24 protein-coding genes are annotated in these 24,464 nt (G+C 68.2%); 6 read left to right on the forward strand and 18 right to left on the reverse strand.

The annotated features are described in order from the left end of the window. Positions 1 to 33: 33 nt before the first annotated feature. From NE2_RS17900 to NE2_RS17915, 4 genes are all read right to left on the reverse strand, one after another. Positions 34 to 1,830: a nickel-dependent hydrogenase large subunit gene (locus tag NE2_RS17900; protein ID WP_063027642.1), complete on the reverse strand. Its 1,797-nt coding sequence runs from the start codon at positions 1,828 to 1,830 to the stop codon at positions 34 to 36. 12 nt (positions 1,831 to 1,842) lie between these two features. Further along, a complete protein-coding gene (locus NE2_RS17905) occupies positions 1,843 to 2,898 on the reverse strand; it encodes an NADH-quinone oxidoreductase subunit B family protein (RefSeq protein WP_063027644.1) in 1,056 nt (351 codons plus the stop codon). 82 nt (positions 2,899 to 2,980) lie between these two features. Then, positions 2,981 to 3,979, reverse strand: a complete 999-nt coding sequence (hypB, locus tag NE2_RS17910; protein WP_063027646.1) for a hydrogenase nickel incorporation protein HypB — start codon at positions 3,977 to 3,979, stop codon at positions 2,981 to 2,983. Next, a complete protein-coding gene (locus NE2_RS17915; protein ID WP_063027777.1) occupies positions 3,934 to 4,311 on the reverse strand; it encodes a hydrogenase maturation nickel metallochaperone HypA/HybF in 378 nt (125 codons plus the stop codon). The genes hypB and NE2_RS17915 overlap by 46 nt, the downstream gene beginning before the upstream one ends. A 292-nt stretch (positions 4,312 to 4,603) precedes the next feature. Here NE2_RS17915 and NE2_RS17920 point away from each other — a divergent pair, with 292 nt between their 5' ends. Then, positions 4,604 to 5,347 carry a patatin-like phospholipase family protein gene (locus NE2_RS17920; RefSeq protein ID WP_063027648.1) on the forward strand — a complete coding sequence of 248 codons (744 nt, stop codon included), beginning with the start codon at positions 4,604 to 4,606 and terminating at the stop codon, positions 5,345 to 5,347. On the opposite strand, the gene NE2_RS37510 is transcribed toward NE2_RS17920, so the two are convergent. Continuing rightward, complete coding sequence (locus NE2_RS37510; RefSeq protein WP_084494128.1) at positions 5,278 to 5,496, reverse strand: DUF1345 domain-containing protein; 219 nt, start codon at positions 5,494 to 5,496, stop codon at positions 5,278 to 5,280. The genes NE2_RS17920 and NE2_RS37510 overlap by 70 nt on opposite strands. 96 nt (positions 5,497 to 5,592) lie before the next feature. On the opposite strand from NE2_RS37510, the gene NE2_RS17925 reads away from it, so the two are divergent. Continuing rightward, a complete protein-coding gene (locus NE2_RS17925) occupies positions 5,593 to 6,540 on the forward strand; it encodes an extracellular catalytic domain type 1 short-chain-length polyhydroxyalkanoate depolymerase (RefSeq protein ID WP_063027779.1) in 948 nt (315 codons plus the stop codon). Between the two features lie 23 nt (positions 6,541 to 6,563). Here the strand turns inward: NE2_RS17925 and NE2_RS17930 are convergent, their stop codons facing one another. After that, positions 6,564 to 7,703 (reverse strand): acyl-CoA dehydrogenase family protein, encoded by a 1,140-nt coding sequence (locus NE2_RS17930; protein ID WP_063027650.1) that lies wholly within the window; start codon positions 7,701 to 7,703, stop codon positions 6,564 to 6,566. A 99-nt stretch (positions 7,704 to 7,802) separates the two neighbouring features. Here NE2_RS17930 and NE2_RS17935 point away from each other — a divergent pair, with 99 nt between their 5' ends. Next, on the forward strand, positions 7,803 to 8,387 hold the full coding sequence (locus NE2_RS17935) for a TetR/AcrR family transcriptional regulator (protein WP_063027652.1): 585 nt from the start codon (positions 7,803 to 7,805) through the stop codon (positions 8,385 to 8,387). Here NE2_RS17935 and NE2_RS17940 read toward each other — a convergent pair. Continuing rightward, on the reverse strand, positions 8,378 to 8,989 hold the full coding sequence (locus NE2_RS17940) for a TetR/AcrR family transcriptional regulator (RefSeq protein ID WP_063027654.1): 612 nt from the start codon (positions 8,987 to 8,989) through the stop codon (positions 8,378 to 8,380). The genes NE2_RS17935 and NE2_RS17940 overlap by 10 nt on opposite strands. Positions 8,990 to 9,088: 99 nt before the next feature. Here NE2_RS17940 and NE2_RS17945 point away from each other — a divergent pair, with 99 nt between their 5' ends. Further along, the gene (locus tag NE2_RS17945; protein WP_063027656.1) at positions 9,089 to 10,432 is read left to right on the forward strand and encodes a cytochrome P450; all 1,344 of its coding nucleotides are present in this window, start codon (positions 9,089 to 9,091) and stop codon (positions 10,430 to 10,432) included. A gap of 9 nt (positions 10,433 to 10,441) precedes the next feature. Here the strand turns inward: NE2_RS17945 and NE2_RS17950 are convergent, their stop codons facing one another. Beyond that, on the reverse strand, positions 10,442 to 12,643 hold the full coding sequence (locus NE2_RS17950) for an acyl-CoA dehydrogenase family protein (protein ID WP_063909418.1): 2,202 nt from the start codon (positions 12,641 to 12,643) through the stop codon (positions 10,442 to 10,444). Between the two features lie 87 nt (positions 12,644 to 12,730). After that, positions 12,731 to 13,240: a DUF2231 domain-containing protein gene (locus tag NE2_RS17955; RefSeq protein WP_063027660.1), complete on the reverse strand. Its 510-nt coding sequence runs from the start codon at positions 13,238 to 13,240 to the stop codon at positions 12,731 to 12,733. A gap of 261 nt (positions 13,241 to 13,501) precedes the next feature. Between NE2_RS17955 and NE2_RS17960 the strand changes: the two genes are divergently transcribed. Then, positions 13,502 to 14,359 (forward strand): aldo/keto reductase, encoded by an 858-nt coding sequence (locus NE2_RS17960; RefSeq protein WP_063027662.1) that lies wholly within the window; start codon positions 13,502 to 13,504, stop codon positions 14,357 to 14,359. On the opposite strand, the gene NE2_RS17965 is transcribed toward NE2_RS17960, so the two are convergent. From NE2_RS17965 to NE2_RS18000, 8 genes are all read right to left on the reverse strand, one after another. Next, the gene (locus tag NE2_RS17965) at positions 14,346 to 15,512 is read right to left on the reverse strand and encodes a PP2C family protein-serine/threonine phosphatase (RefSeq protein ID WP_063027781.1); all 1,167 of its coding nucleotides are present in this window, start codon (positions 15,510 to 15,512) and stop codon (positions 14,346 to 14,348) included. The two genes, NE2_RS17960 and NE2_RS17965, sit on opposite strands and share 14 nt — an antisense overlap. A gap of 74 nt (positions 15,513 to 15,586) precedes the next feature. Continuing rightward, on the reverse strand, positions 15,587 to 16,399 hold the full coding sequence (locus NE2_RS17970; protein ID WP_063027664.1) for an alpha/beta fold hydrolase: 813 nt from the start codon (positions 16,397 to 16,399) through the stop codon (positions 15,587 to 15,589). 90 nt (positions 16,400 to 16,489) lie between these two features. Further along, a complete protein-coding gene (locus tag NE2_RS17975) occupies positions 16,490 to 16,981 on the reverse strand; it encodes a hydrogenase maturation protease (protein ID WP_063027666.1) in 492 nt (163 codons plus the stop codon). Next, positions 16,978 to 18,270 carry a Ni/Fe hydrogenase subunit alpha gene (locus tag NE2_RS17980; protein WP_063027668.1) on the reverse strand — a complete coding sequence of 431 codons (1,293 nt, stop codon included), beginning with the start codon at positions 18,268 to 18,270 and terminating at the stop codon, positions 16,978 to 16,980. The genes NE2_RS17975 and NE2_RS17980 overlap by 4 nt, the downstream gene beginning before the upstream one ends. Further along, the gene (locus NE2_RS17985) at positions 18,254 to 19,027 is read right to left on the reverse strand and encodes an NADH-quinone oxidoreductase subunit B family protein (protein ID WP_063017225.1); all 774 of its coding nucleotides are present in this window, start codon (positions 19,025 to 19,027) and stop codon (positions 18,254 to 18,256) included. Before NE2_RS17985 ends, NE2_RS17980 begins: the two co-directional genes overlap by 17 nt. Further along, positions 19,027 to 19,881 (reverse strand): FAD/NAD(P)-binding protein, encoded by an 855-nt coding sequence (locus NE2_RS17990; protein WP_063027670.1) that lies wholly within the window; start codon positions 19,879 to 19,881, stop codon positions 19,027 to 19,029. Before NE2_RS17990 ends, NE2_RS17985 begins: the two co-directional genes overlap by 1 nt. Then, positions 19,878 to 20,387, reverse strand: coding sequence for a Crp/Fnr family transcriptional regulator (locus NE2_RS37150; protein ID WP_063027672.1), 510 nt, complete (start codon positions 20,385 to 20,387; stop codon positions 19,878 to 19,880). Before NE2_RS37150 ends, NE2_RS17990 begins: the two co-directional genes overlap by 4 nt. Next, a complete protein-coding gene (locus NE2_RS18000) occupies positions 20,374 to 21,504 on the reverse strand; it encodes a 4Fe-4S dicluster domain-containing protein (RefSeq protein ID WP_063027783.1) in 1,131 nt (376 codons plus the stop codon). The genes NE2_RS37150 and NE2_RS18000 overlap by 14 nt, the downstream gene beginning before the upstream one ends. A gap of 349 nt (positions 21,505 to 21,853) precedes the next feature. Here NE2_RS18000 and NE2_RS18005 point away from each other — a divergent pair, with 349 nt between their 5' ends. Continuing rightward, positions 21,854 to 22,657 carry an SAM-dependent methyltransferase gene (locus tag NE2_RS18005; RefSeq protein ID WP_227463014.1) on the forward strand — a complete coding sequence of 268 codons (804 nt, stop codon included), beginning with the start codon at positions 21,854 to 21,856 and terminating at the stop codon, positions 22,655 to 22,657. A 76-nt stretch (positions 22,658 to 22,733) separates the two neighbouring features. Here the strand turns inward: NE2_RS18005 and NE2_RS18010 are convergent, their stop codons facing one another. Then, on the reverse strand, positions 22,734 to 24,422 hold the full coding sequence (locus NE2_RS18010) for a sigma-54-dependent Fis family transcriptional regulator (RefSeq protein ID WP_063027674.1): 1,689 nt from the start codon (positions 24,420 to 24,422) through the stop codon (positions 22,734 to 22,736). Between the last annotated feature and the right edge of the window lie 42 nt (positions 24,423 to 24,464).

A 24,464-nucleotide genomic window follows, 5' to 3' on the forward strand; every position in this document is an offset into this window, starting at 1 on the left:
CGCCTCCTCCTGCCGCCGGGACCGGATCTCCCGCTATCCGGCGGTCGATATCTGTGCCGGTGAATGCACCAGGTCCAGGGTCGTGCCCTTCCCGAGATACATGTGCACGCCACAGGGCAGGCAGGGATCGAAACTGCGCACGGTGCGCATGATGTCGATGCCCTTGAAGTGCTCGCGGTCGTTCTCCTCGAAGATCGGCTGTCCCTGCACCGCGTCCTCGTAGGGTCCCGGCGTGCCGAAGCTGTCGCGCGGGTTGGCGTTCCACGGCGTCGGCGGATAGGGGTGGTAATTCGCGATCTTGCCGTCGCGGATCACCATGTGATGCGACAGCACCCCGCGCACGGCCTCGGTGAAACCGCAGCCGATCCCCTCGTCGGGCACCTCGAAGTGTTCCCACGTCTTGGTCCGCCCGGCCCGGATCTCCGCGAGCGCCTGCTCGGCGAAATGCAGTGCGCACGCCGCCGCGTAGGCCTGGAAGTACGTGCGTGCACGATCGCGCTCGATGGTGTTGCTCCCGTACTCCGGAATCTTCCATTCGAGTTCCACCGGCCCCTTCAAGGCGGTCTTGGGCAGGTTGATCTGCACGCTGTGCCCGGTCGAGCGCACATAGCCGATGTCGACCAGCCCGGCCAGCGCCGTCGACCACAACCGGGCCAGCGGGCCGCCGCCGGTGTCGAGGGCCAGATGGTCCTTGCCGTCGAACCAGCGCGGTGACATCACCCAGCTGTACTTGTCGTCGAGGTCGCGTTTCTGCGGCTTCGGATTGGTGTGCTGATTCCACGGATGGCGCCGGTCCACCGGATTGCCCAGCGGATCGGTCTTCACGAACATCTCCTGATCGGTCCAGTCGTCGTAATACGAACTGCCCAAAAGGATTCGGATCCCGAGATTGATGTCGACCAGCGAGGTGGTGACGAGTTTGCCATCCACCACCACACCCGGCGTCACGAACATCCGCCGGCCCCAGTCCTCCATATCCTTGTACTCGAAGTTGCAGACCTCCGGATCCTGGAACGAGCCCCAGCATCCCAGCAGGGTGCGCCGCAGCCCGACCCGCTCGTAGCCGGGCACCGCGGTGTAGAAGAAGTCGAACAGGTCGTCGTGCATCGGCACGACCTTCTTCATGAATTCGACGTAGCGCATCAGCCGCGACATGTAGTCGGTCATCAGCTGGACGGTGGCGACCGTGCCGACGCCGCCGGGATACAGCGTCGAGGGATGCACGTGCCGGCCTTCCATGAGACAGAACATCTCTCGCGTATACCGGCTCACCTGCAGCGCCTCGCGGTAGAACTCACCGGTGAAGGGATTGAGCGCTTCCATGATGTCGCCGATGGTGCGATAGCCGTGCATCGCGGCGTGCGGCGCCTCGGCCTTGCGAGCGGCGTCGAGAACGCTGGGATTGGTCTCGGCCACCATCTTTTCGCAGAAGTCGACCCCGACCAGATTCTCCTGGAAGATGTTGTGGTCGAACATGTATTCCGCGGCCTCGCCGAGATTGACGATCCACTCGCCCAGATGCGGCGGCTTCACGCCGTAGGCCATGTTCTGGCAATAGCACGAACAGGTGGCGTGGTTGTCACCGCAGATTCCGCAGATGCGACTGGTGATGAAGTGCGCATCGCGCGGATCCTTGCCGCGCATGAATATCGAATAGCCGCGGAAGATGGACGACGTGCTGTGACATTCGACCACTTCGCGATTCTCGAAATCGATCTTCGTGTAGATACCGAGGCTGCCGACGATACGGGTGATCGGGTCCCACGCCATTTCGACGAGCGACTCCGGCTCGATTTTCTTGTGCGACGCCTCCGGGATGATCTGTGTCATCGCGAGATCCTCCTACCAGGTGCGAGTCGCGCCCGTATCGAGTTTCTCCCCCTTGTGCCGCCAGTGCGGCTCCTTGTCGACCGTGCGGCCGGTGATGTGACGCAGACTGCGGATCACCGATCCGTACAGCCCCGATGCGGAGGACGAGAGTTTCCCGCCGGGTGGTTCGTCCATGAACGGCATGAATTTGTCCGGGAATCCCGGCATGGTGCAGCCGATGCAGATACCGCCGACGTTCGGGCATCCGCCGACGCCGTTGAGCCAGCCGCGTTTGGGCACATTGCATTTCACGACCGGGCCCCAGCACCCCAATTTCACGATGCACTTCGGCGAGCCGTACTCCTCGGCGAAATCACCCTGCTCGTAATATCCGGCGCGATCGCATCCCTCGTGCACGGTCGCCCCGAACAACCACTTCGGGCGCAGCGCCTCGTCGAGCGGAATCATCGGCGCCTGGCCGGTGGCCATGTACAGCAGATAGGTGAGTGTTTCGGACAGGTTGTCCGGCTGGATCGGGCAACCCGGCACGCAGACGATCGGAATATCGGCCTTGGACTTCCAATCCCAGCCGAGATAATCCGGAACTCCCATCGCTCCGGTCGGATTACCGGCCATCGCGTGAATACCGCCGTAGGTGGCGCAGGTGCCGACCGCCACCACCGCGGTGGCCTTGGGCGCCAGCCGGTCGAGCCATTCACTGGTGGTCATCGGCTGGTTGGTCTCCGGGTTGTTGCCGAAACCGCACCAATAGCCGTCGGCGTGTAATTGTTCGTTCGGGATCGAGCCTTCGACCACCAGAACGAAGGGTTCGAGTTCGCCGCGGTCGGCCTTGAAGAACCATTCGAGGAAGTCGTCGGCTCCCCCGTTCGGACCGCATTCGAAATCGATCAGCGGCCAATGTACGGCGATCTTGGGCAGGCCGGGCAGCGCTCCGAGAGCGATTTCCTCGACGCTGGGCTGGGTGGCGGCAGTCAACGCCACCGAATCGCCGTCACAACTGAGGCCCGCGTTGATCCACAGGACGTGTATCAGCGTCTCTTCGGCCCGAACTGCTTCCTGGGTTGGCATGGATGCCGCCTTCCCGAGCCGGGCGGGGGCTGGCCGATCCGGCTCGAAGCCGTCTCAATCTGTGATACAGACCACACAGATGTTAGTCGCGTGACATATGAACCTCAATGGGTGCGCCGACCGCGGACGGGCGTTGCCCGGCCAGCCAGCCGTACCAGCCGTCGAGGCCCTCTCCGCTGGTCGCCGATATCGCGAGGACCGGCACCCCGGAGTTGATCGTGTGGATGTAGCGCGTACAGGTCGCGAGATCGAAGTCGACGTAGGGCAGCAGGTCGATCTTGTTGATCAGCACGAGCCCGGCCGCGGCGAACATATGCGGATATTTCAGCGGCTTGTCGGTCCCCTCGGTCACCGAGACGATCACGACCTTCGCGCGCTCACCGAGGTCGAACAGCGCCGGGCACACCAGATTGCCGACGTTCTCGATCAAGACCACGCTGCCGCGCGCCGGGGCCAGCGAGTCGAGCGCGCCGCGGGTCATCTGCGCGTCCAGATGACAGCCGGCGCCGGTGTTGATCTGCACCACGGGGCAGCCGGTGGACTCGATCCGCCGCGCGTCCAGCAGCGTCTCCTGATCGCCCTCGACGACGGCGATCGGCATGCCCGGGCATTCCCGAATGGTGCGTTCGAGCAGCGTCGTCTTGCCCGCGCCCGGTGAGCTGGTGAGGTTCAATGCCAGGATGTCCCGCTCGGCCAGCCAGCGCCGATTCTCCTGTGCCAGTTGGTCGTTCTTGGCCAGGACCTTCTGTTCCAGTGTCACCGTCGCGGTCGGCGGACGACCGTCCTCGTGCTGGGAATCGTGATCGTGCCCGTCGCCTCGGCGGGGACCGTGCTCGTGCGGGTGGCTGCCGTCGTGGGGGTGGTCGTGGCCGTGACCGCCGTCGTGCGAGTGGTCATGGTCGTGACCGCCGTCGTGCGAGTGGTCATGGTCGTGACCGGCATCGTGCAAGTGGTCGTGGTCGTGACCGGCATCGTGCGAGTGGCCGTGGCCGTGGTCGCCGTCGTGCGGATGTTCGTGCTCGTGCGGGCCGGTGATCACCACCTGGGTGTCGTCGCCGCCGCATCCGCAGGTTGCGCACATGTGTCACTCACCTCCATGGAGCGGATTCGCAGCTCCCGCCCGGCGCGGATGTCGACGTCGGCGCTGCCGCACGCGCACAGCGGGATCGGATCGGGCAGAGCGAACTCGGCGCCGCAGGTGCGGCAGCGCGCCCGGCCCGGAACTTCCTCGATCACGAGTTCGGCGCCCTCGGCGAGGGTCCCTTCGGCCGCGAGGCCGAAACAGAAGTGCAGGGAATCCGGAACCACCGCGCAGAGCATCCCGATCGCGACGGTCACGCGGTACACCCGCCGCCCGGCAGCGTGTTCACACGCGCCGCTCACGATCCCCTGCGCGATTGCCAGCTCGTGCATGAGTTCTCTCGATTCATCGATGCGCCGATTCATCGCAGGCCGACCCACTCAGCGTACTCCGGCAACTTTCCCGCACAACCCGCTTACCAGGAGATCCACTCGTCCCGGCTGCCCCGGCGATCACTCGGCGCCGCCCCCTTCTGCGGTCCCGGGACACGTCCGCCCGTTGCGGTCCGGCCCTTCCGGAGGCCCTCCGCGCTCACCTGCTGCGCGTCACACCGTGGCCCCGTGTGCCGACACCGGGCCCCGGCTGTGGGAGCACCGCCCTGCGGGTCGCCGGTAGGCTCGACGCGTGACTTCCGCTCTGCAGCCCAACGGTTTTCGGTCCGCGCTCGTGCTGGGCGGAGGTGGATCGGTCGGCACCGTGTGGACAGTCGGGCTGCTGGTCGGCCTGCGGGAAGCTGGGATCGACCTCGCGCGAGCGGACCGCATCGTCGGCACCTCGGCCGGCGCGGTCGTCGCCGCGGTTCTCGCCGAGGGCGGCGACATCGCCCGCTTGCTCACCCCGCCCGAGCCGGGGCAGGAACCCGCCCCGGCCGTCCCTGCCGACGCTGCCGAACACGTGGCGCGAATGGAAGCCCTGCTGACGATGCCGCACTGGCCGAACCGCGATCTGATCATCACCTCGGTCGATGCCGAGTCCGGAGAGCTGCGGGCGTGGACCCGAACCGATGCGGCGTCCGTGGCGGAGGCGGTCGCGGCGAGCACGGCGGTGCCGGGAGTGTTCCCGCCGATCCCGATCGACGGCGGCCGCTACGCCGACGGCGGCGTGCGCTCCCCGATCAACGCCGACCTCGCGGCCGGCGCCGAGACGATCGTGATCCTGGAACCGGGCGCCCATCTTTACCCCCGAGCCGACACCGACCACGAACTCGCCTCGGCCACAACGGTTTCCCTGTCCCCCGACGCCCAAGCCATCGCCGCCACCGGGGCGGACGTCTTCGATCCGGCCGCACTCCGGCCCGCCTACGAGGCAGGCCTGCGCCAGAGCGCGGTCGCCGCCGCACGACTACGTGAGATCTGGCCCGCGCCATAGCTCGACGCATGTGCGGTCGGGCTGGTCACCACGCCGACCGCGACACCGATGACCGCGGCGTTGTAGAAGAATCCGAGCACCGAATGCGCCAGCACCTGTGCGCGGATGTCGCGATGGTGGGTCGCGACATCGGAGACCGCGAAGGACACCCCACGTCGCGTTACGTCCCCCCGCCCCTGCGGCTTTCAGAAGATCCTCAGCTTCGCGCGGCCGACGCGGCGACGGATCCGGTTTACGGTGGTGCGATGGGTAAGCCGTTCGCACCGATTCCGGCCGTCGTCGCGGCAGCCGGTCTGCTCGCCGCGGTGAGCGGATGTGCTCCGTTGCACGCCGCTCCGGCCGGGGATCGGGCGGTCACAGTGGAGTCGAGCGGTCTGCCACGGCAGTATCTGATCCACGAACCGTCACCGCCCGGGCCGGGGAGACGACCGGCCGTCCTCATCTTCCACGGCGGCGGCGGAACAGCCGAAAACATGGCCGCCACAACCGGTTTCGATGCCCTGGCCGACACCGAGGGTTTCGTCGCCGTCTACCCCGTCGGCTCCGACAAGAGCTGGAACGACGGCCGGGGCGCGGACACCACCGCGGGCGCGAAGCGGATCGACGATGTCGCCTTCGTCTCCGCGATCATCGACCGCCTCGTCGCCGACAACGACGTCGATCCGACCCGCGTCTATGCCACCGGCCTGTCCAACGGCGCGATGTTCACCGAGTATCTCGGCTGCCGGCTCTCGGCCGAGATCGCCGCGATCGCGCCGGTCGCCGGACCGCTGCCCGCCGCCGATGCCGCCGACTGCGCGCCCACGCATCCGCTGCCGGTGCTCGAAATCCACGGCACCGCGGACCCGATCGTCCCCTACGACGGCGGTGTGGTGCGGGTGACCTCCGGCCGCCACGGCCCCGGCACCAGCCCCGTCCTGTCGGTCGAGGCCACGCAGCAGCTGTGGCGCACGAAAGACCGATGCGGCCCAGTCACCACCGCCGATCTGCCGCATACCACCGACGACGGAACCACCGTCCACACCGCGACCGCCGCGTGTGCCGACAACACTCGGGTAGCGGCGTATTCGATCGACAACGGCGGCCATACCTGGCCCGGCGGCCCGCAATATCTGCCTGCCGCCCTCGTCGGCAAGGTCAGCCGGCAATTCGACGCCGCCACCGTCATCTGGCAGTTCTTCAGCGGCCGATAACGCCCCGAGTCCGTGGCAGGCGGCTACTTCGCGAGTGAGCGGCTGATGACCAGACGCTGAATCTGGTTGGTGCCCTCGAAGATCTGCGTGATCTTGGCTTCCCGCATATACCGCTCGACACGGAAGTCGCGGGTGTAGCCGTAGCCTCCGAAGACCTGCACCGCGTCGGTGGTCACCTTCATCGCGGCGTCGGTGGCGACGAGCTTGGCGACCGAGGCCTGCCGCGAGTAGGGCAGTCCGGCATCGCGACGGCGCGCGGCGTCGAGGTAGGTGGCCCGGGCCGAGTCGACGGCGGCGGCCATATCGGCGAGCAGGAACCCCAGGCCCTGATGATCGATGATCTTGCGGCCGAAGGTGCTGCGCTCCTTCGCATAGCCGACGGCCTCGTCGAGCGCCGCCTGCGCCAACCCCGTCGCCACCGCGGCGATCCCTAGACGCCCGGAATCCAAGGCGCTCAAAGCGATTTGCAGACCTTGCCCCTCGGCGCCGATCCGCCGCTCCGCGGGCAGGTACGCGTCGTCGTAATGCGCGGTCGTCGTCGGCACCGCGTGCAGGCCCATCTTTTCCTCGGGCTTGCCGAAACTCAAACCCTCGAGGTCCTTCGGCACCAGGAAGCACGAGATCCCGCGCGAACCTTCACCGGTACGGGCGAACACGTTGTAGAAGTCTGCGATCCCACCGTGGGTGATCCACGCCTTGGTGCCGTTGAGCCGATAACCGCCGTCTGCGGGCACGGCCTTGCACGCCACCGCGGCGGCATCCGATCCCGCTTGCGGTTCGGACAGGCTGTAGGCGCCGATCGTGGTGCCGCCGAGCATTTCCGGCAACCAGCGGCGCTGCTGTTCCTCGGTCCCGAACGCCATCAGCGGATGGCACGCGAGGCTGTGCACGCTCACCGCCACCGCGACGGCCGCCCACCGCGCCGCGATCTCCTCGAGCACCTGCAGATACACCTCGTAGGGCTGGCCGCCACCGCCCCACTCCTGCGGATACGGCAGACTGAGCAATCCCGCCTCGCCGAGCGTGGCGAAGACACCGCTCGGATACGACTCCGACCGCTCGTGCTCATCGACGATCGGCGCGAGCGCCTTGTCCGCGATGTCACGGGTGAGCTGGATCAGCTCGTGCGCCTCGTCGGTGGGCAGCAATCGATCGACAGCCACGACATCCTCCCTCTCGGCTACGCCTGACAGTACTCTGTTATCGGCCACAGTACTGTCCGCCGAACAGTACTGCAACACTCGTTTGAGTACTATTCAGGCATGGCGCAGACGACTCGCAGCGGTTTCGGCACCCGGCGGCGTACCGAACTGTTCGACGCACTCGTCGACCTCTTCCTGACCGAGGGCTTCGCCCATCTCACCCTCGACGAGATCGCCGCGCGGCTGCGCTGTTCCAAGAGCACGCTCTACACCCTCGCCGGCAGCAAGGAACAGCTGGTCCGCGCCGCCACCGTGCACTTCTTCCGGCGCGCCACCGACGATGTCGAGCAACGCATCGCGACCACCACCGGTGCCCGCGAACGCATCATCGCCTATCTGTCCGCCGTCGGAGCCGTCCTCGGCGCCGCATCGCAGCAGTTCATGACCGACCTGGACGCCTTCACACCCGCCCGGGAGGTCTACGAACAGAACACCCGTCTCGCGGCGAGAAGAGTCCGCGAATTGGTCGACGACGGAGTCGCGGCCGGCGAATTCCGGGAAGTACACGCCGCTTTCGCCGCCAACCTCGCCGCCACCATGATGGTCCGCATTCAGCAGGGCGGCGTCCGCACCGAAACCGGCCTGGACGACGCCGACGCCTACCGCGAACTCGCGGCCATCCTCACTACCGGCATTCAGCGGTAGAGACCGCGCAGCGCCCGGCACGCCGCGTCGACGATCTCGTCGGCGGTCACCTCGATCGCACCGTCGAGCCAGGCGGTGACCAGTTCGGCCATACCGCCGATGAACAGCAGACCGGAGGTTTCGTCGGCGGCCCGGCTGCGGCCGGAATCGCCGAGCCACGTTCGCACTTCGAGGGCCGACTCGTGCGCCAGGTGCCGGAGCAATTCCGTTCGCCGCCTTCGCAAGTGCGGAAATGCCACCGACTCGACGATCGCGACGCGACCCTTGCGCGGATCCTCGACCAGCAGCCGCACGAACGCGCCGATCGATGCCCGCATGCGGGCTTCCGGATCAGTTCCCGCCGCGTCGGCGGCGCTGCGGCTGGTGTCCTCGATGTCGACGGCGATCTCGTCGAGCACGGCCTCGAGCAGGGCGTCGAGTCCGGTGAAACTCTCGTAGAAGTAGCGCTCGCTGAGTCCGGCCACGGCACAGACCGCGGTCATCGTCGTCCGTGTCCCCGCCTCGGCCCACACCGTGAGCCCCGCGTCCAGCAGGCGCGACCGGCGTTCGGTGGCCCGTTCGGCGGCGGTCGCTCCGCGATAGACCCCTGATTGCACGGCCATGGCCCCAGCATGCCACAGCGAGTTCCGCACGAAGATTGACAGGACGTCCTTCCTGAATCAGGCTGTGACGTGAGCGACATCACAGAGACGAGGTGTGCGATGACGGCCGACGCACTGCAGACCAGGCCCATCCCGACGCAGCGGCGGGAGGATCGCGGCTACCCCGTACTCGGGCAAGTACTGCAATACGCCCAGGACCCGCTGGCTCTGTTCCAGCGCGAATGGGATCACTACGGGCCGGTCGCCCCGATGTACTCACTCGGCCGGACCGCGGCCCTGCTACTCGGCCCCGACGCGTGCGGCGAGGCACTGCTGAACAAGGACGGGGCGCTGGCCAACGGTCCGGCGTGGTCGCGGCTCGTCGGCCCGTTCTTCCACGGCGGGCTCATGCTCATCGATTTCGACGAGCACAAACGGCATCGGCGAATCATGCAGCAGGCATTCACCCGCCCCCGCCTGCAGGCCTATACCGAGCGCCTGCATCCGGCGATCGAACAGGGTGTCGCGCAGTGGGGCGAGAGCGAATCCTTCCCCGCCTACTGGAAACTCAAGCAACTCACCCTCGATATCGCCGCCGATCTGTTCATGGGTGGCGCCGCGGACACCTCACCGGCCCAGATGGAGCGGATCAACAAGGCGTTCATCGCGTGTGTGCAGGCCGCGGCCGGAATCGTGCGCGGCAACGTGCCGTTCACCCGCTGGGGCAGGGCCTATCGCGGCCGGCGAGTGCTCGAAGATTTTCTGCGGCACTATCTGCCCGCGAAACGCGCCGAGCAGACCGACGACATCTTCTCGGTGCTGTGCCACATCGAAGACGAGGACGGCGCGCGGTTCAGCGACGACGACGTGGTCAACCACATGATCTTCTTGATGATGGCCGCCCACGACACCTCCACCATCACCACCTCGACGATCCTGCAGTATCTCGGACAACACCCGGAATGGCAGCAGCGTTGCCGCAGTGAGGCATCGACGCTGGGCCCCGCACCGTCGATGGCCGAACTAGAGCGCCTGGAGTCCATCGATCTGGTCATGCGCGAGGCGCTGCGACTGCGCGCCCCGGTTCCGGTCCTGGTCCGCTACGCGGTGAAAGACACGGTGATCCAAGGGGTTCGAATCCCGGCCGACACCGATGTGGTCGTCGGAATCCAGTTCACCCATCTGATGCCGCAGTACTGGACCGACCCGCACACCTTCGATCCCGACCGCTTCGGCCCCGGACGCCGCGAGGACAAATCCCATCGCTTCGCGTGGGAGCCCTTCGGCGGGGGCGCGCACAAATGCATCGGCATGCATTTCGGCGGGCTGGAAGTGAAGTCGATCATGCATCGCCTGCTGCGCGACTACCACTGGCAGGTGGATCCCGCCTACGTCGCCCCCCTGGACTACCACTCCCTGCCCTATCCCAAGGACGGCCTGCCCATCACCTTCGTCCGCAACTGAGCACGCCCGCTATTTCCGCGGCAAGCCCATCACCAGGGTGGCGATGGTGTTGAGCTGGATCTCCAGGGTCCCGCCGCCGATCACCCAGCTGGGGATGTCGAGTTCGTGGAGGACGACTTCGCAGTCCTTCTCGTTCAGCGCCGCGGCCGGCCCGACGAGTTCGAGCGCGGCGGCCGCGGCGTCGGTGTGCAGCATGGAGGCCGCGGCCTTGGAAATGCTGGTGGCCGGGCCGATTGCGTGACCGTCGAGGCGGCGGATGGTCTCGCGCAGGTTCATCGCCGAGATGGCGGCTCCGCGGGCACTGATCCGTCCCAGCACACGCAGGGCGTTGTCGCGACTGCTCGCGTACTCTCCGCGCTCGATGATGCCGACGATGCGGGAGTTGTGCCCGGGGTCGCGGACGCCACCGATGAAAAGCCGTTCCTGGGCAAGGGTTTCCAGCGTCAGCGCCCAGCCCTGTCCGACCTCGCCGAGGACCATGTCGCCGGGGACGAAGGCGTCGTCGAAGAACACCTCGTTGAATTCGGCGTTACCGCTGGACTGGGTGATCGGCCGGACGGTCACCCCCGCACCGTGCATATCGACCAAAAACATGGTCAGGCCGCGGTGGCGTTCGGCCTCGGGATCGGTGCGGGCCAGCAGCAGACCCCAATCGCAGCGATGCGCCAGTGTGGTCCAGATCTTCTGCCCGTTCAGCCGCCAGCCGTCGCCGTCCTCGGTGGCGCGCAGGCTCAGCGACGCCACATCCGAACCCGCCTCCGGTTCGCTCATCAGCTGGCACCAGATCTCCTCGCCGCGCAGGGCGGGCGCGGCCAGCCGGGCGAGCTGTTCAGGGGTGCCGCGCTGCAGCACGATCGGCACCACCCACTGGCCGATTCCCATGGAGGGCTGGGCGATTCCGTGCTTGTCGTATTCGTCCTGCAGGATCAGCTGTTCCAGCGGACCGGCCTCGATCCCCCACGGTTTCGGCATCGGCGGCGAGACCAGCCCGGAGTCGGCGAGCAGGGTCCGCCGGGGGCCGGTATTGGTGGCGTCGTGGTCACCGATCTTGCCGGGATTCGGATTGTCCAGGGCGGCGGCTCGGTCCAGAATCTCCGAAACCCATTCGCGGAACGAGGAATCGGCTTCCGGCAGCGGCACCGCGAATGTGCGCGGACCGCCGAGCGCGACCTCGCCGAGGCGGCGTTCCCAGCTCTCCGCGCAACCGCCGAGACCGGCCAGCGACATCGCCCGCCGCCAGTACAGGTGCAGATCGTGCTCCCAGGTGAAACCGATCGCGCCGTGCAGGCACAGACATTCCACGGCCGCGTGCACGGCGTTGCCGAGCGTGGTGAGCGCGGCGCCGGCCGCGGCGTGCGTGCGCTGAGCCGGTTCGTCGGCGAGACCGCGCACCGCGTCCCAGGCCGCCGCGGTGGCGAGCTCGCTGGTGATCAGCAGGTGCGCGGCGCGGTGCTGCACGGCCTGGAATGAGCCGATGGGGCGGCCGAATTGCTTGCGGGCCTTGACGTATTCGATGGCCGTGTCCGAACACCAGCGGATCACCCCGGCCGCTTCGGCGGCCATGAAGGCGGTGGCGACCGCCTCGGCGTAGCCCGTGTCGATGCCGGTGAGCTCGATTCCGGCGACATCGTGCAGGCGGACGACGGCGAGGTCGCGGCCGAGGTCCGATCCGGCACACGGCTCGATCCGCACGCCGGCGGCGCCACGTTCCACCAGCAGCCAGCGGGTCCGGTCGCCGTCGGCCGCGGCCACCAGGAGTACGTCGCCCGCGGCGGCGCCCAGGACCGGGCCGGTGGTACCGCTCGCCCTGCCGTCGGCGAACCGCACCCCGTGCCCGGCATCCACGGTCGCACCGGTCCCGCCCTCGGCGAAACGTCGCAACGTATCGCTCACCGCCGCAACGGATTCCGCCGACGCGACGATGGCGCTGGTGATCACCGAGGGCAGGAGCGGGCCGGGCAGCAGCGCCCGCCCGGCTTCGGCGAGCACCACCGCGATCTCGTCCGGAGTTCCGCCCTGTCCGCCCACCTCGTCCGGCAGATGCACACCGGGCAGACCCAGTGCGACCAGGTCGGCCCAGAAGGTTGGCCGTTCGCCGGCAGCGAGGCGATCGGTGTGCTTGCGGGTGTATTCGCGGGTGTGGTGGCGGTCGGCGAATCCGCTGACGGCCTGCGCCAGCGCCGCCTGATCCGCGGTCAAGGCTAGGGGCACGATCTCACTCCGCTCGGCGTCGATACGGTCCGGGCTCCCGGCCGCGCACCCCGATTAGAACAGGTTCGCAGCGATGTGCGGGGCGGTTCACCGCGAGGACGTGACGCCCTGCGTCGCAGCGCGCGCGTGCGCGGGCCGCGACGCCACCCCGTGCCAGGCCGAACCCGCCCCGGATTCGCCGATGCGGTAGATCTGCACGGTCGCGGCCACGCTCGCGGCGATCGCGACGACCGCCACCGCGCCGACCACCAGACGGGAGAGCCCGCGCTCACGGGTCGCACGCATATGAACCACCGCGATCAGGCCCGCCGCGACGAGCAACGCGACGGCGAAGTAGAGGAAGGTGTCGCCGAGCTGGGTGTGGGTACGCAGATCGGGGTTGGCACCGACCCGGCGCTCGAGCCATTCACCGGCCTCGGTGGTGATCGGCGTCAGGACGAGGACCACCACCGCCAGCGCCAGGTTCAGCCACACGAACCGCCGGCGCGCCGCCGGCCACAGCGCACACGCGATGGTGAGCACGGCGGTCAGCGGCACCAGCACCACCACGAAATGGACCAGAAGGACATGAGCGGGCAGCCCATTGAGAGTCGACATCGAAGGTCTTTCTTTCGGACGGACGAACGCGCGCCAGCGTTCCACGACCATGCTGTGAAATCGCTGAGCCGCGATGCCGTCGTGATGAAGGTGACACTGCCGTCGACCCCGCCGATGTCGGCGGCGGTACAGCCGGGCCGCAGTGGGTAGTCGACGGCTGTAGGCGAATGTTTGCTGCCCTGCTGCCGGGCCGGATCTGCGCGCGACCGACCGAAAAACTCTCTCCCGCAATCTATTCGACGATCGAAGGAGTGGAAATCGATGGTTCTGAACGAGACGTACACGCTGTCCAACGGTGTGCCGGTGCCCAAGCTGGGGCTGGGCACCTGGTTCATCGACGACCACGAAGCGGCCCGGGCAGTGGCCGACGCCATCGACATCGGATACCGCAATATCGACACCGCGCAGGCGTACGGAAACGAACGCGGCGTCGGGGAAGGGATCCGTACCAGTGGCGTCGCGCGTGACGATCTGTTCGTCTCCAGCAAACTGGCGGCGGAGATCAAGAACTACTCCGACGCGGCCGCCGCCATCGATCGTTCGCTCGAAACGATGGGGCTCGACCACATCGACCTCATGCTGATCCACAGTCCGCAGCCCTGGGCCGATTTCCGGGGCGGGGATTACGCGGAGGGCAATCGGGAGGCCTGGCGCGCCCTCGAGGACGCGTATCGAGCGGGCAAGCTGCGGTCCATCGGCGTGTCCAACTTCGAACAGCACGACCTCGACAACATCCTCTCGGCCTGCACCGTCGCGCCACAGGTGAATCAACTGCTCGTCCACGTCGGAAACACTCCGGCCGACCTCATCGCCTACTGCGAGGACAAGAACATCCTCGTGGAGGCCTACTCCCCCATCGCGCACGGGGAAATTCTCGAGAATCAGGACCTCGCCGCGATGGCGGACCGCTACGGAGTGACCGTGCCGCAACTGTGCATCCGCTACACCCTGCAACTCGGCACGCTCCCGCTGCCGAAAACGGCGAACCCGGATCACATGCGAAGCAACGCCAAGGTCGATTTCGTGATCGCCGACGACGACATGCGCGCGCTGCGGAACATGGAGCAGTTCCAGGATTACGGCGAGTCCAGCAGGTTCCCGGTTTTCAGCGGCCGGTAGCCGCGAGGGGCGGGATGCCGAGTGCGAGCAGGGCGGTGTCGTCGTCGACGCCGTCGAATCCCGCCAGCAGCTCGGTCAACGCGGCGATCAGCGCGGGCGCCGACACCGGGCCGAGGGCATCGATGAATTCGCGAAGACGTTCCTCACCGAGGCGTTCGCGCCCGCGGACGCGGGCCTCGGTGAGGCCGTCGCTGTAGAGCAGCAGGGTATCGCCGGGTGCGAGATGTACAGCGCGCCCGGCGAATACCGCATCCGGAAGTGCCCCGACCAGCATGCCGCCCGGAGTCTCGAGCAATTCGGTGGCGCCCTCGGCCCGGATCAGCACCGGTGGCGGATGCCCGCCGGCGGCCAGGGTGAGCGTCGCGCCGGTGGGAGCGGGGCGCACGGAGCCGTAGACCACGGTGCAGAAACGCGGTGTGCCGGTGTCGAATTCGCGACACAACACCGTGTTGAGGTGTGCCAGCACGGCCATGGGGTCCGGGTCGTAGACCGCCGCGGCGCGCATCGTGTATCGCGCCGAGGACGTCACCACCGCGGCGTCGGCGCCTTTACCGCAGACGTCGCCCAGGAAGAATCCCCAGGTGTCCGGGGTCAGCGGGAACAGGTCGTAGAAGTCGCCGCCGACCTCGTCGGTGGATGCGGGATGGTAGTAGGCGGCGACCTGCATACCCGGCACCGCCGGCAGTTCGGACGGCAGCAGACTGCGCTGCAGGGTCGCGGCCAGGGTGAACGCCCGCTCTCGTTCATGCTCGGCGGCCTGGCGAGCGCGCAGGAGTTCCTGCTCGTAGGCGCGGCGCTCGCGGGCATCGAAGATCGTGGTGCGGATCAGTTGCGCCGTGCCGTCGGAGCCGCGTTTCACCACCGACGTCACCAGCACCGGCAACCTCGTCCCGTCGGCGCAACGCAGGTCGAGAGCCAGGCCGTTGACGTGACCATGCATGGCCAGCATCGGCGCCATATGGGTCTCGTAGTAGATGCGCGCGCCCACCGCGAGGAGATCGGTGAATGCGCGGCGCCCGATCAGCTCGGACCGCTCGTAGCCCAGCCAGCCCACCAGGGTGCTGTTGATCTTGGCGATCGTGCCGTCCATCAGGGTGGACACGTATCCGCACGGCGCGTTGTCGTAGAGGTCCTCGGCGCTGTCCTCCAGCATCGCCGAGAAGGCGGGGTCGGCATCTGGTGACCGCTCGCTGTCGCGACGGTCGGCCTCGCCCTGCCGGCACATCATCATCGGCTCATCGCGGGCCGGCTCGCGAACGCTTCGATGGCGGCGGCGGTGAGTTCGGGGGCGCTCAGTTGCGGGCAGTGCCCGGTGGCGTCGAGAGTGACCAGTTCACTGCCCCGGATCCGGTCGTGAACGAATCGGCCCACCTCGCGCGGGGCGATCGGATCCTGCGCTGTTTCCAGGATCAGCGTCGGCACGCTCACCTGCCGCAGGTCGGCACGATTGTCGGACAGAAAGGTGGCGCGCGCGAAAACCCGCGCGATCGCCGGATCCATCCGGCAGAAACTCTCCGTCAGCTCGGCGCCCAGTTCCGGCCGGTCCGGATTGCCCATGATCACCGGGGCCATGGACGCCGACCAGCCCAGATAGTTGGCCTCGAGGGCGTCGAGCAATTCCTCGATATCGGCGCGGCTGAATCCGCCGCGGTAGTCACCGTCGTCGATATACCGCGGTGAGGGCGTCACCAGCACCAGCTTCGCGAACCGTTCCGGCGCCCGATTCGCCGCCAGCACCGCGATCATCGCCGACACGGAATGGCCGACCAGCACCACATCACGCAGATCCAGCTCGGCACAGATATCGATGATGTCGTCGGCGTAGGCCTGCAGGTCGCCGTACCGGTCGGCCGACCACGCCCGGACATCCGAGCGGCCCGAACCAACATGATCGAACAACACCACCCGGAAACGCCGCGCCAGGATCGGGGTGACCAGGCGCCACATGTTCTGATCACAGCCGAATCCGTGCGCCAGCAGCAGCGTCGGCCCCTCCGCCGAGCCGAGGACGACCACGTTGTTCCTGTCACGCACTGCCACCCGACATGCTTACCACGCCGGCGCCGGGCCGACCTTCTCCTCGGGGCCTCGCGTGCCGAAGCCCTCACCGGCACCGGACGCGGTGCACGTTCAGTCCGGCGGCCCTGCTCCGGCCGGGCGCAGCCCGAGGCGCGCGAGTTCGCTCAGCACGGCCGCGACGGCGTCCGGGACGGCCGCCGCTACCGGGCCGGACAAGCCGACACCCGGATCGAGGCACTGTGCCTCGACCGCGACGACGACGAGTTCGGCCGGGGCCCGGCCCAGGACTCGCGCGAGCGGCAGCGCGTCCGCAACGCCCAGCGCGTGCGAGCCGGCGGCGCGAGGGCACCCGCGCAGGGCCTCGACCGTGGTGCGCCACACCCGCCCGGGAGCCGGGGGATCGCGGCGGACCGCGTCCACGACCACCGCGAGCTCGAGACCGGCCCACAGGTCGAGAAGGCCGGTGGGTTCGCCGTCACACTGCGCCACTCTGACGGCGGGGATGCGCAGCGATTCGAGGCGGCGGGCCACGGCGGGGCCGATGCCGTCGTCGTGCCGGTAGTCGTTCCCGACGCCGATCACCACGGCCCGCGGTCCGGTCATCGGCGCACCAGGTCGAGCTCGAGGAAGTGCGCCGAGCAGGAGATACACGGGTCGTAGTTGCGGATCGTGCGTTCACACAGGTGGGTGAGTGCCGCATCGTCCAGTCCGAGGTTGGCCTCGACCACCCGGCGCAGGTCGTCCTCGATCGCGGCCTGGTTCTGCGAGGTGGGCGGAATGATGGTGGCCGCGCTGACGATTCCGGCATCGTCGGTTTCGTATCGGTGGTAGAGCACTCCGCGGGGAGCCTCGCTGACGCCGTGGCCGACACCGGCACGTGGCCGCGCCGGGACCGCCGGTCGCGCGGGTCGCTCGTAGTCGTCGATCAGCCGGAGCGCTTCGTCGAGGGCGTAGACGAGTTCGACGGCGCGCACGAGGATGCTGCGGAAGGGGTTACGGCACCGCGCGCGCAGGCCTGCGGCCGCCGCGACCTCGCGGGCCAGCGGTGACAGCTGCGCGGAGTTGAGGCTGTAGCGGGCGAGCGGCCCGGCCAGGTAGCGCCGGCCGTCCAACCGGGCGTGCAACGCGGTGGAATGCGGCACCTGCCCTTCGACGACGTGCGCACCGAAATCGGCTGCGGTGAAAGAGGTTCCGGTGTCGCTGCGCAGGGTGCCGTCTTCGATGGCGTACCCGTCCGGCGAGGTGAGGGCGAGCAGGTCGTGGTCGAGTTCGAGGTCGGGAAAGTCGAATCCCGCGGCGAATGCGGCGGTTTCGACGGCGTAGTCCCGCGCGCGACGCAGCTGTTCGGCGATCGGATCGAACCGGGCCCGATCCGGTACCGCGTAGAAGCCGCCGATCCGGACGTTGATCGGATGGATCGAGCGACCCCCGACGAGTTCGAGCAGGCTGTTTCCCGCCTTCTTCACCGCCAGACCGTGTTCCACCAGTTCCCGGTGGTCGGCGGCCAGCGCGACGGCATCGGGATAGCCGAGGAAATCGGGCAGGTGCAGCAGGTAGATGTGCAGGGCGTGGCTGGCGATCCACTCACCGCAGTACAGCAGCCGCCGCAACGCCGCCAGCGGCGCGTCGAGGCGGATACCGCAGAGTTGTTCGAGTGCGTTACACGCGCTGGTCTGATAGGCCACCGGGCAGATTCCGCAGATGCGGGCGGTGAGATCGGGCGGCTCGGTGTAGGCCCTGCCCCGCAGGAACGCCTCGAAGAACCGTGGCGGCTCGTAGATGTTCAGTTCCGCGCGGGTGACCTTGTCGCCCTCGACGACGACCCGCAGAGCTCCTTCGCCCTCCACCCGAGCCAGCGAATTCACCGTCAATCGCCTACTGCGGTGGCTCATCTCGCCCCCTTTCCGCGAACGGCGGTGCGGCCGCGGCGAACGTGGCGAACACCCGATCGACATCGTCGTAGGACATGCCGTTGACGCGCAGGATCGGAAGCAGCGCACCGATATTGGGGCGGGCCATCGGCCCGAAGCATCCGAAACAGCCGCGGTGATACGACGGGCACAGGGCGCCGCAGCCGGCCTGGGTGACCGGGCCCAGGCAGGGTATGCCGTCGGCGACCATGACGCAGGTATTGCCGCGACGCTTGCATTCGGTGCACACACTGGTGTCGGGCAGATCGGGTGCGCGTCCGGCCAGCAGGGCGCAGAGGGTGTCGAGGAGCTGGCGGCGGTCGATCGGGCAGCCGCGCAGTTCGTAGTCCACTCGCACATGCGCGGCGATCGGGGTCACGGTGTCCAGCGTCGAGATGTACTCCGGGCTCGCGTACACGATCGAGGTGAAGTCGCCGATATCGGCGAAGTTGCGCAGTGCCTGAATGCCGCCGTGGCTCGCGCAGGCGCCGATCGTGACGAGAATGCGTGACTGCGAACGGATTTCGGCGATCCGATCGACCTCTTCGGGCGTCGAGACCGATCCCTCGACCAGCGACACGTCGTAGGGCCCGGGTTCGACCGCACTGGACGCCTCGGTGAAATGCGCGATCCGGATCCGGCCCGCGAGCGTCAGCAGCTCGTCCTCGCAGTCCAGCAGGGTGAGCTGGCAGCCGTCGCAGGAGGTGAACTTCCATACCGCGAGTGTCGGGACGGTCATCACAACTCCCGCACCGTCATCAGCGGTCCGGCCACCGCGTAGTCGACGACGGGTCCGTCCCGGCAGATCAGCAGCGGCCCGAGCTGACAGTGGCCGCATCGGCCCACGCCGCACTGCATATTGCGCTCCATCGACAGCCGGATGTCGCCGCGTGCCATGCCGCGCCGAATGAGCGTCCGCGCGCAGAACCGCATCATCGGTTCCGGCCCGCACAGGAACGCGGTGGTGCGTGCGGGATCGACGACGAGCGCGCCGAGGGGTTCGGTGACGAAGCCGACCCTTCCGGTCCAGCCGGGAGCCGGGTGATCGACGGTCCGGTACAGCTCGAGCCGGCCGTCGGCCTGCCATGCGCGCTGATCGTCCCGGAAGAGGATCTCACCAGGGGATCGCGCGCCGGTGATCAGCACGATCCGGCCGTATTCGGCTCGCCGCGCCAGCGCCTCCAGCACGATCGGACGCAGCGGCGCCATGCCGACTCCGCCGCCGACGACAACCAGATCGCGGCCGACGGCGGAATCGAGATCCCATCCGGTGCCGAACGGCCCGCGCACCCCGATCACGGCACCGGGCGGTGAGTCGTACAGCGCGGCGCTCACCGCACCGACCGAGCGGATGGTGTGCTCGAGAAAATCGTCTGCGGCACAAGGATTTCCGCTGATCGAGATGGCGATCTCGCCCACGCCGAATCGGTAGAGCATCATGAACTGGCCGGCCCGGAACCGTTGTGCCGCATCATCTATCGGGGCGAGGACCAAGGTCGCGGTATCGGCGGTCTGCGCGATGCGCTCGACCACCCGATAACGGAGCGTGGTGTCCGGGTCGGCGATCACTGCCGCGGCCGGCGCGCTGCTCACCGCCCACCTCCGCTCTCCCCCCGGCGCAGCGGGGCGGTCGTGGCCGCCTCGCCCGGATTGCGGTAGAGGTTCAGCAACCTCGCCCGAGTGGCCTGCAGCCGGTCCACCAGCGCCTCGAAGAGCAGCAAGGTGAGCGTGTAGCCGAATTTCGGGTCGGCATCGGCGATGTCGGCCAGGCGGGCCGCATCGAATTCGATCGCCTGCACGGGCTCGGTGGTGACGGCGCCGAAATGCCAGCGGTACGGCGGCACGAGCCAGGACCATCCGAGCAGATCACCGGGTCCGAGGGTCTGCACCACGAAGGATTCGCGGCCGGGAAGCGCCGCGTCCACGGCCACACATCCCGATCGGAGGAGCCAGCATCGGTCGGCTCGGCGGCCCTCCGTGATCAGCCGCTGCCCGGCGGGATAGCCGACGTTTCGCCCGGCTCGCGCGAGCGTGTCGAGTTTGCCGCGGTCCAGCGTGGCGAGCGGCGCGAAGGCGGACAGTTCCTCAGCGGTGGTCATCGTCGCCTCCTTCGACCGTTTCGGCCAGGCGGGCGACCTCGACGGTCAAGTCGATACCCGCGGGGCACCATGCGATGCAGCGGCCGCACCCGACGCAGCCGGAACTGCCGAATTGGTCGTACCAGGTACTCAATTTGTGGGTCAGCCACTGCCGGTACCTGCTCTCGCCCGACTGCCGCACACTGCCGCCGTGCAGATGGGAGAAGTCGAGTTCGAAGCACGAGGCCCAGCGCTCCCAGCGCTCGGCATGTGTGCCGGTGAGATCGGTGACGTCCTCGGTGGTGGTACAGAAGCAGGTGGGACACACCATGGTGCAGTTGGCGCAGGTGAGGCAGCGGCTCGCGACGTCCTGCCAATGAGACGATTCGCGGGAGCGGCTGAGCACGTCGCGGATATCGACGGCAGGCATACTTCGTCCCATCCGGTCCGCCGCCGCCGCGACCTCGGCTCGCGCCGCCGATATCTCCGCCTCCGAACTCGGTTCACCGACCAGTTCGGCGGCGATGCGCGCACCCGCCTCGGTACCCACGTCGACGAGGAACCGGTGCCCGGCGTCGTCGATGCGTTCGGTGAGGGCGAGGTCGTAGCCGGAGGACACGTCCGGGCCGGTGTGCATCGACGCGCAGAAGCACACGCCGCCGGGCTCGGTGCAGTTCACGCCGATGATGAACAGCTCCCGGCGCCGCGCCGCGAACGCCGAGTCGGGATGGGCGCCGCCGCCGAGCACCTGCCCGAGCACGCCGATCGCGGCCATATCGCAGCCGCGCACGCCGAGAAATGCGGTCGGCGTCGGAATATCCTGCACCGGTTCGGAATTCAGATCCGCGTCGAACCGGGCGATCCGGCGATGAGGCGGCTGGAGGAATTGTTTCCACGATCCCGGGCCGGCCGAATGCGAGAAGACGGCTTCGTCGTCGCGCCGGAACAGCCGATATCGCCCCGGCTCGGTGTGCACACCCCAGCCCCCGGGCAGCCGGGCGCCGGAATCGAGCTCGTCGAGGACTATCGCCCCATCGCGGACCTGCGGGCCGATGACCCGGTAGCCGTGCTCGACGAGGACGGCGACGAGCCGATCCAGGCCCGCCCGGTCGATCGTCACGTTGTCGCCGATGGTCATGTGGAGCCTCTGTTCGCCGCAGAGTCGGTATTCGTCGCCGGTTCGCATTCCAGCCTCGTCGCGGGGGTGCCCGACCGGGAGCGCCGAAGGTCCCGGCCGGGGGGCCGGAAGGCCCGAATCGGATCGATCCACGGCAACCGGCGCCGTTGTCCTCGGTGGTCCCCGGCGCCGGATCGTCGACCGGCCGGGCAACAAGATCGCCGAGAACCGGATTCGCGCCGAGAGTGCCGGGTAGACTTTCGCCGCGTGCGGGAATCGGCCTCGGTCGCCGATTCCCGTTGCCCGCAACACGTTCGACACGGCACTCCGCATATCGCCGTTGCCGCTTCGTCTCGGAAAGGATTGCGACGTGGAATCCGGCTCCCCTGTCGACCTGCGACAGAACCAGCCCCACACTGCCCGCATGTACGACTACTACCTCGGCGGCCAGGACCACTACAGCGCGGATGCGGAAGCGGCCGAGAAGGTCGTGGCGACCTGGCCCGGAGTGCGGGTGGCCGCGCAGCAGAACCGGGCGTTCATCCACCGTGTGACACGGTTCCTGGCGAACGCGGGGATTCGTCAATTCCTCGATATCGGAACGGGTATCCCCACCGAGCCGAATCTGCATCAGGTGGCCCAGCAGGTCGCCCCCGACTCACGAGTCGTCTACGTCGACAACGATCCGATCGTGCTCGTCCACGCCCGGGCGTTGATGATCAGCTCCCCGGAGGGACGCACCAACTACATCTCCGCCGACGTCACCACCCCCGAAGCGATTCTCGACGCCCCGGGATTGCACGAGACGCTGGACCTGACCCAGCCGGTCGCGGTCAGCCTCAACGCGCTGATGCATTTCGTGCCCGACGAGCACGGCGCCTACGGAATCATCGAGACGCTGATGAAGCGGTTCGTGCCCGGCTCGTACCTGGTGATGACGCATGTCACCCCGGACTTCGATCCGACGGCGATAGCGACGGTGGTCGAGATCTACCGCCGCAGCGGTCTGCCGTGCCAGGTCCGCAGCCGCGACGAGTTCGCGCGCTTCTTCGACGGCATGGAGCTGATCGAACCGGGTGTCGAGGTACCGCACCGCTGGCGCCCCGACGGTGTCGCCCCCGCGAAGAAGATGGACGTGCAGGTGTCCGCCTACGCGGCCGTCGCACGCAAGTAGCCCGGTCCCCACTTGGTCCGGAACAGGCTGTGCCGCAACGGTTTCGGCGGCAGCTGGTCCCGAACGCCGTCCCGCGCTATCGGCACGCGGGACGGCCGAGCGACGATCGGCCGTCGGTGATGCGCAGCGCCTTGAGCCGGGCGTACAGCGTCGTGCGGCTGATGCCGAGTTCGTGTGCCGTCTTGAGCTTGTTGCCCTGATTGCGGCGTAGCGCCTCGACGATGGCATCGCGCTCGGCGCGCTCGCGACCGGAAAGGCGGCGGGCCCGCGAGGACACGCGGTAACGATCCGGCAGGTCGGCTACCGTCACGTCCCCGCGATGGCGATGCCGCAGCACATGCGCCAGGACGGCCTTGAGTTCGTGCAGGTTGCCGGGCCACGGGTGGGTGGCGAGCAATTCGATCACGCTCGGCAGCAGCCGCACATCGGCGGACGGATCGAGCTCGTGCAGCAGGGTTTTCGTGATCGCGGGCAGTTCGGCGGCGCGTTCGTGCAGCGGCGCCACGTCTACCCGCTGCACACACCTGGCCGCCAGCGCGGCATGCGCGCCGTGGGTAGTGCGCAGCGGCAGCGAGGTGAGCAACACTCTGCGCCCGCGTGCGGCGTCGATCGCATCGATCAGTTGGTCGACCACCGGCTCCGGCAGGGCATCGACCCCGTCGACGCAGACGGCGCCGCCGGGGCCGGACAAGTTCTCCCGCAGCCTGTCGAGCCAGTGCTGGGCGCCGTCCGCCGCGACGTCCGCGCACTGATGGAATTCGACGTCTTCGCCGCGCGCCATCCGCCGAGCCTCGCTACTGCGCCCGGAACCCCGTTCGCCGACGATCAGAACCGGTCCCGTCGTCGCCCCTTCCAGCGCCCGGTGCCCGGTGGCGCCCGCGCGCACCCTCGTCACGGTCGCCGCCTCTTCGATGGGTTCGAAGTGGAACAGCATGCCGGTGCCGGCGCCGGGCGCCTGGGACAGATGAATGCGCACCGCCGCACCGGACGCGAGCCGGACCTCGGTGACGCGCGGATGGGCGGCGGTCCGCTCCGCCAGCAGACGCAACAGCGCGTAGTCGGACGGGCCGAGCAGATCCACCGCGCTCTTGTTGGTCAGCACGATGTCGTCACCGACCGCGGCGATGGCGCGCCGCTGCCGGGAAACGGTCTGGAACGCGGCCAGCAGCGCACGTTCGGACGCCTTGGCCTGATCCAGCAGTCGCTGTTCGATATCCTGTGCCGCCCGCTGCAGAAACGGGCCGAGAAGCGGATCGGCGTGGGTGTTGGTGCTGGTGATGTCCAAGGCGCCGACCAGGCGGCGGGTGACCGGATGCAGGATCGGGTGGCCGTAGCAGGTGAATCCCTTGAAGCGCTCGATGTAGTGCTCGGAGCCGTTGACGGCGATGCCGCGGCGGGTTTCGAGCGCGGTACCCAGCGCATTGGTGCCGAAGGTGTCCTCGGCGAGGCTGGTTCCGCTCCGGATGCCCAGCGTGTCCAGCGCCCGTTCGAAGCGCGGATCGCCGAACCACCGGTAGACCAGCCGGCACTCGCGATCCGCCAGCAGCAGGCTGTAGGCGGTGTCGGCGAGGGCGACCGCCATCTGATCGAGAACCGGCCGCGCGGCCTCGAGCAGCCGGCTGCGCGGATCGACCTCCACCGCGGGCAGATCGGGGAATCCGTCGAATTCGGGTGGTACGCCGGACAGCTTCGAGCGCCGCCACGACAACTCGATCTCCCGGCGCGGCGCCGACGCCGTCGCCTCGCCACACTGCGATGTCGCCATCCGGTGCTACCTCCTGTCTGCCGTGCATACCCACGTCGGTCG

Origin of the sequence: Nocardia elegans NBRC 108235 (assembly GCF_001612845.1) — a bacterium.
Taxonomy (GTDB): domain Bacteria; phylum Actinomycetota; class Actinomycetes; order Mycobacteriales; family Mycobacteriaceae; genus Nocardia; species Nocardia nova.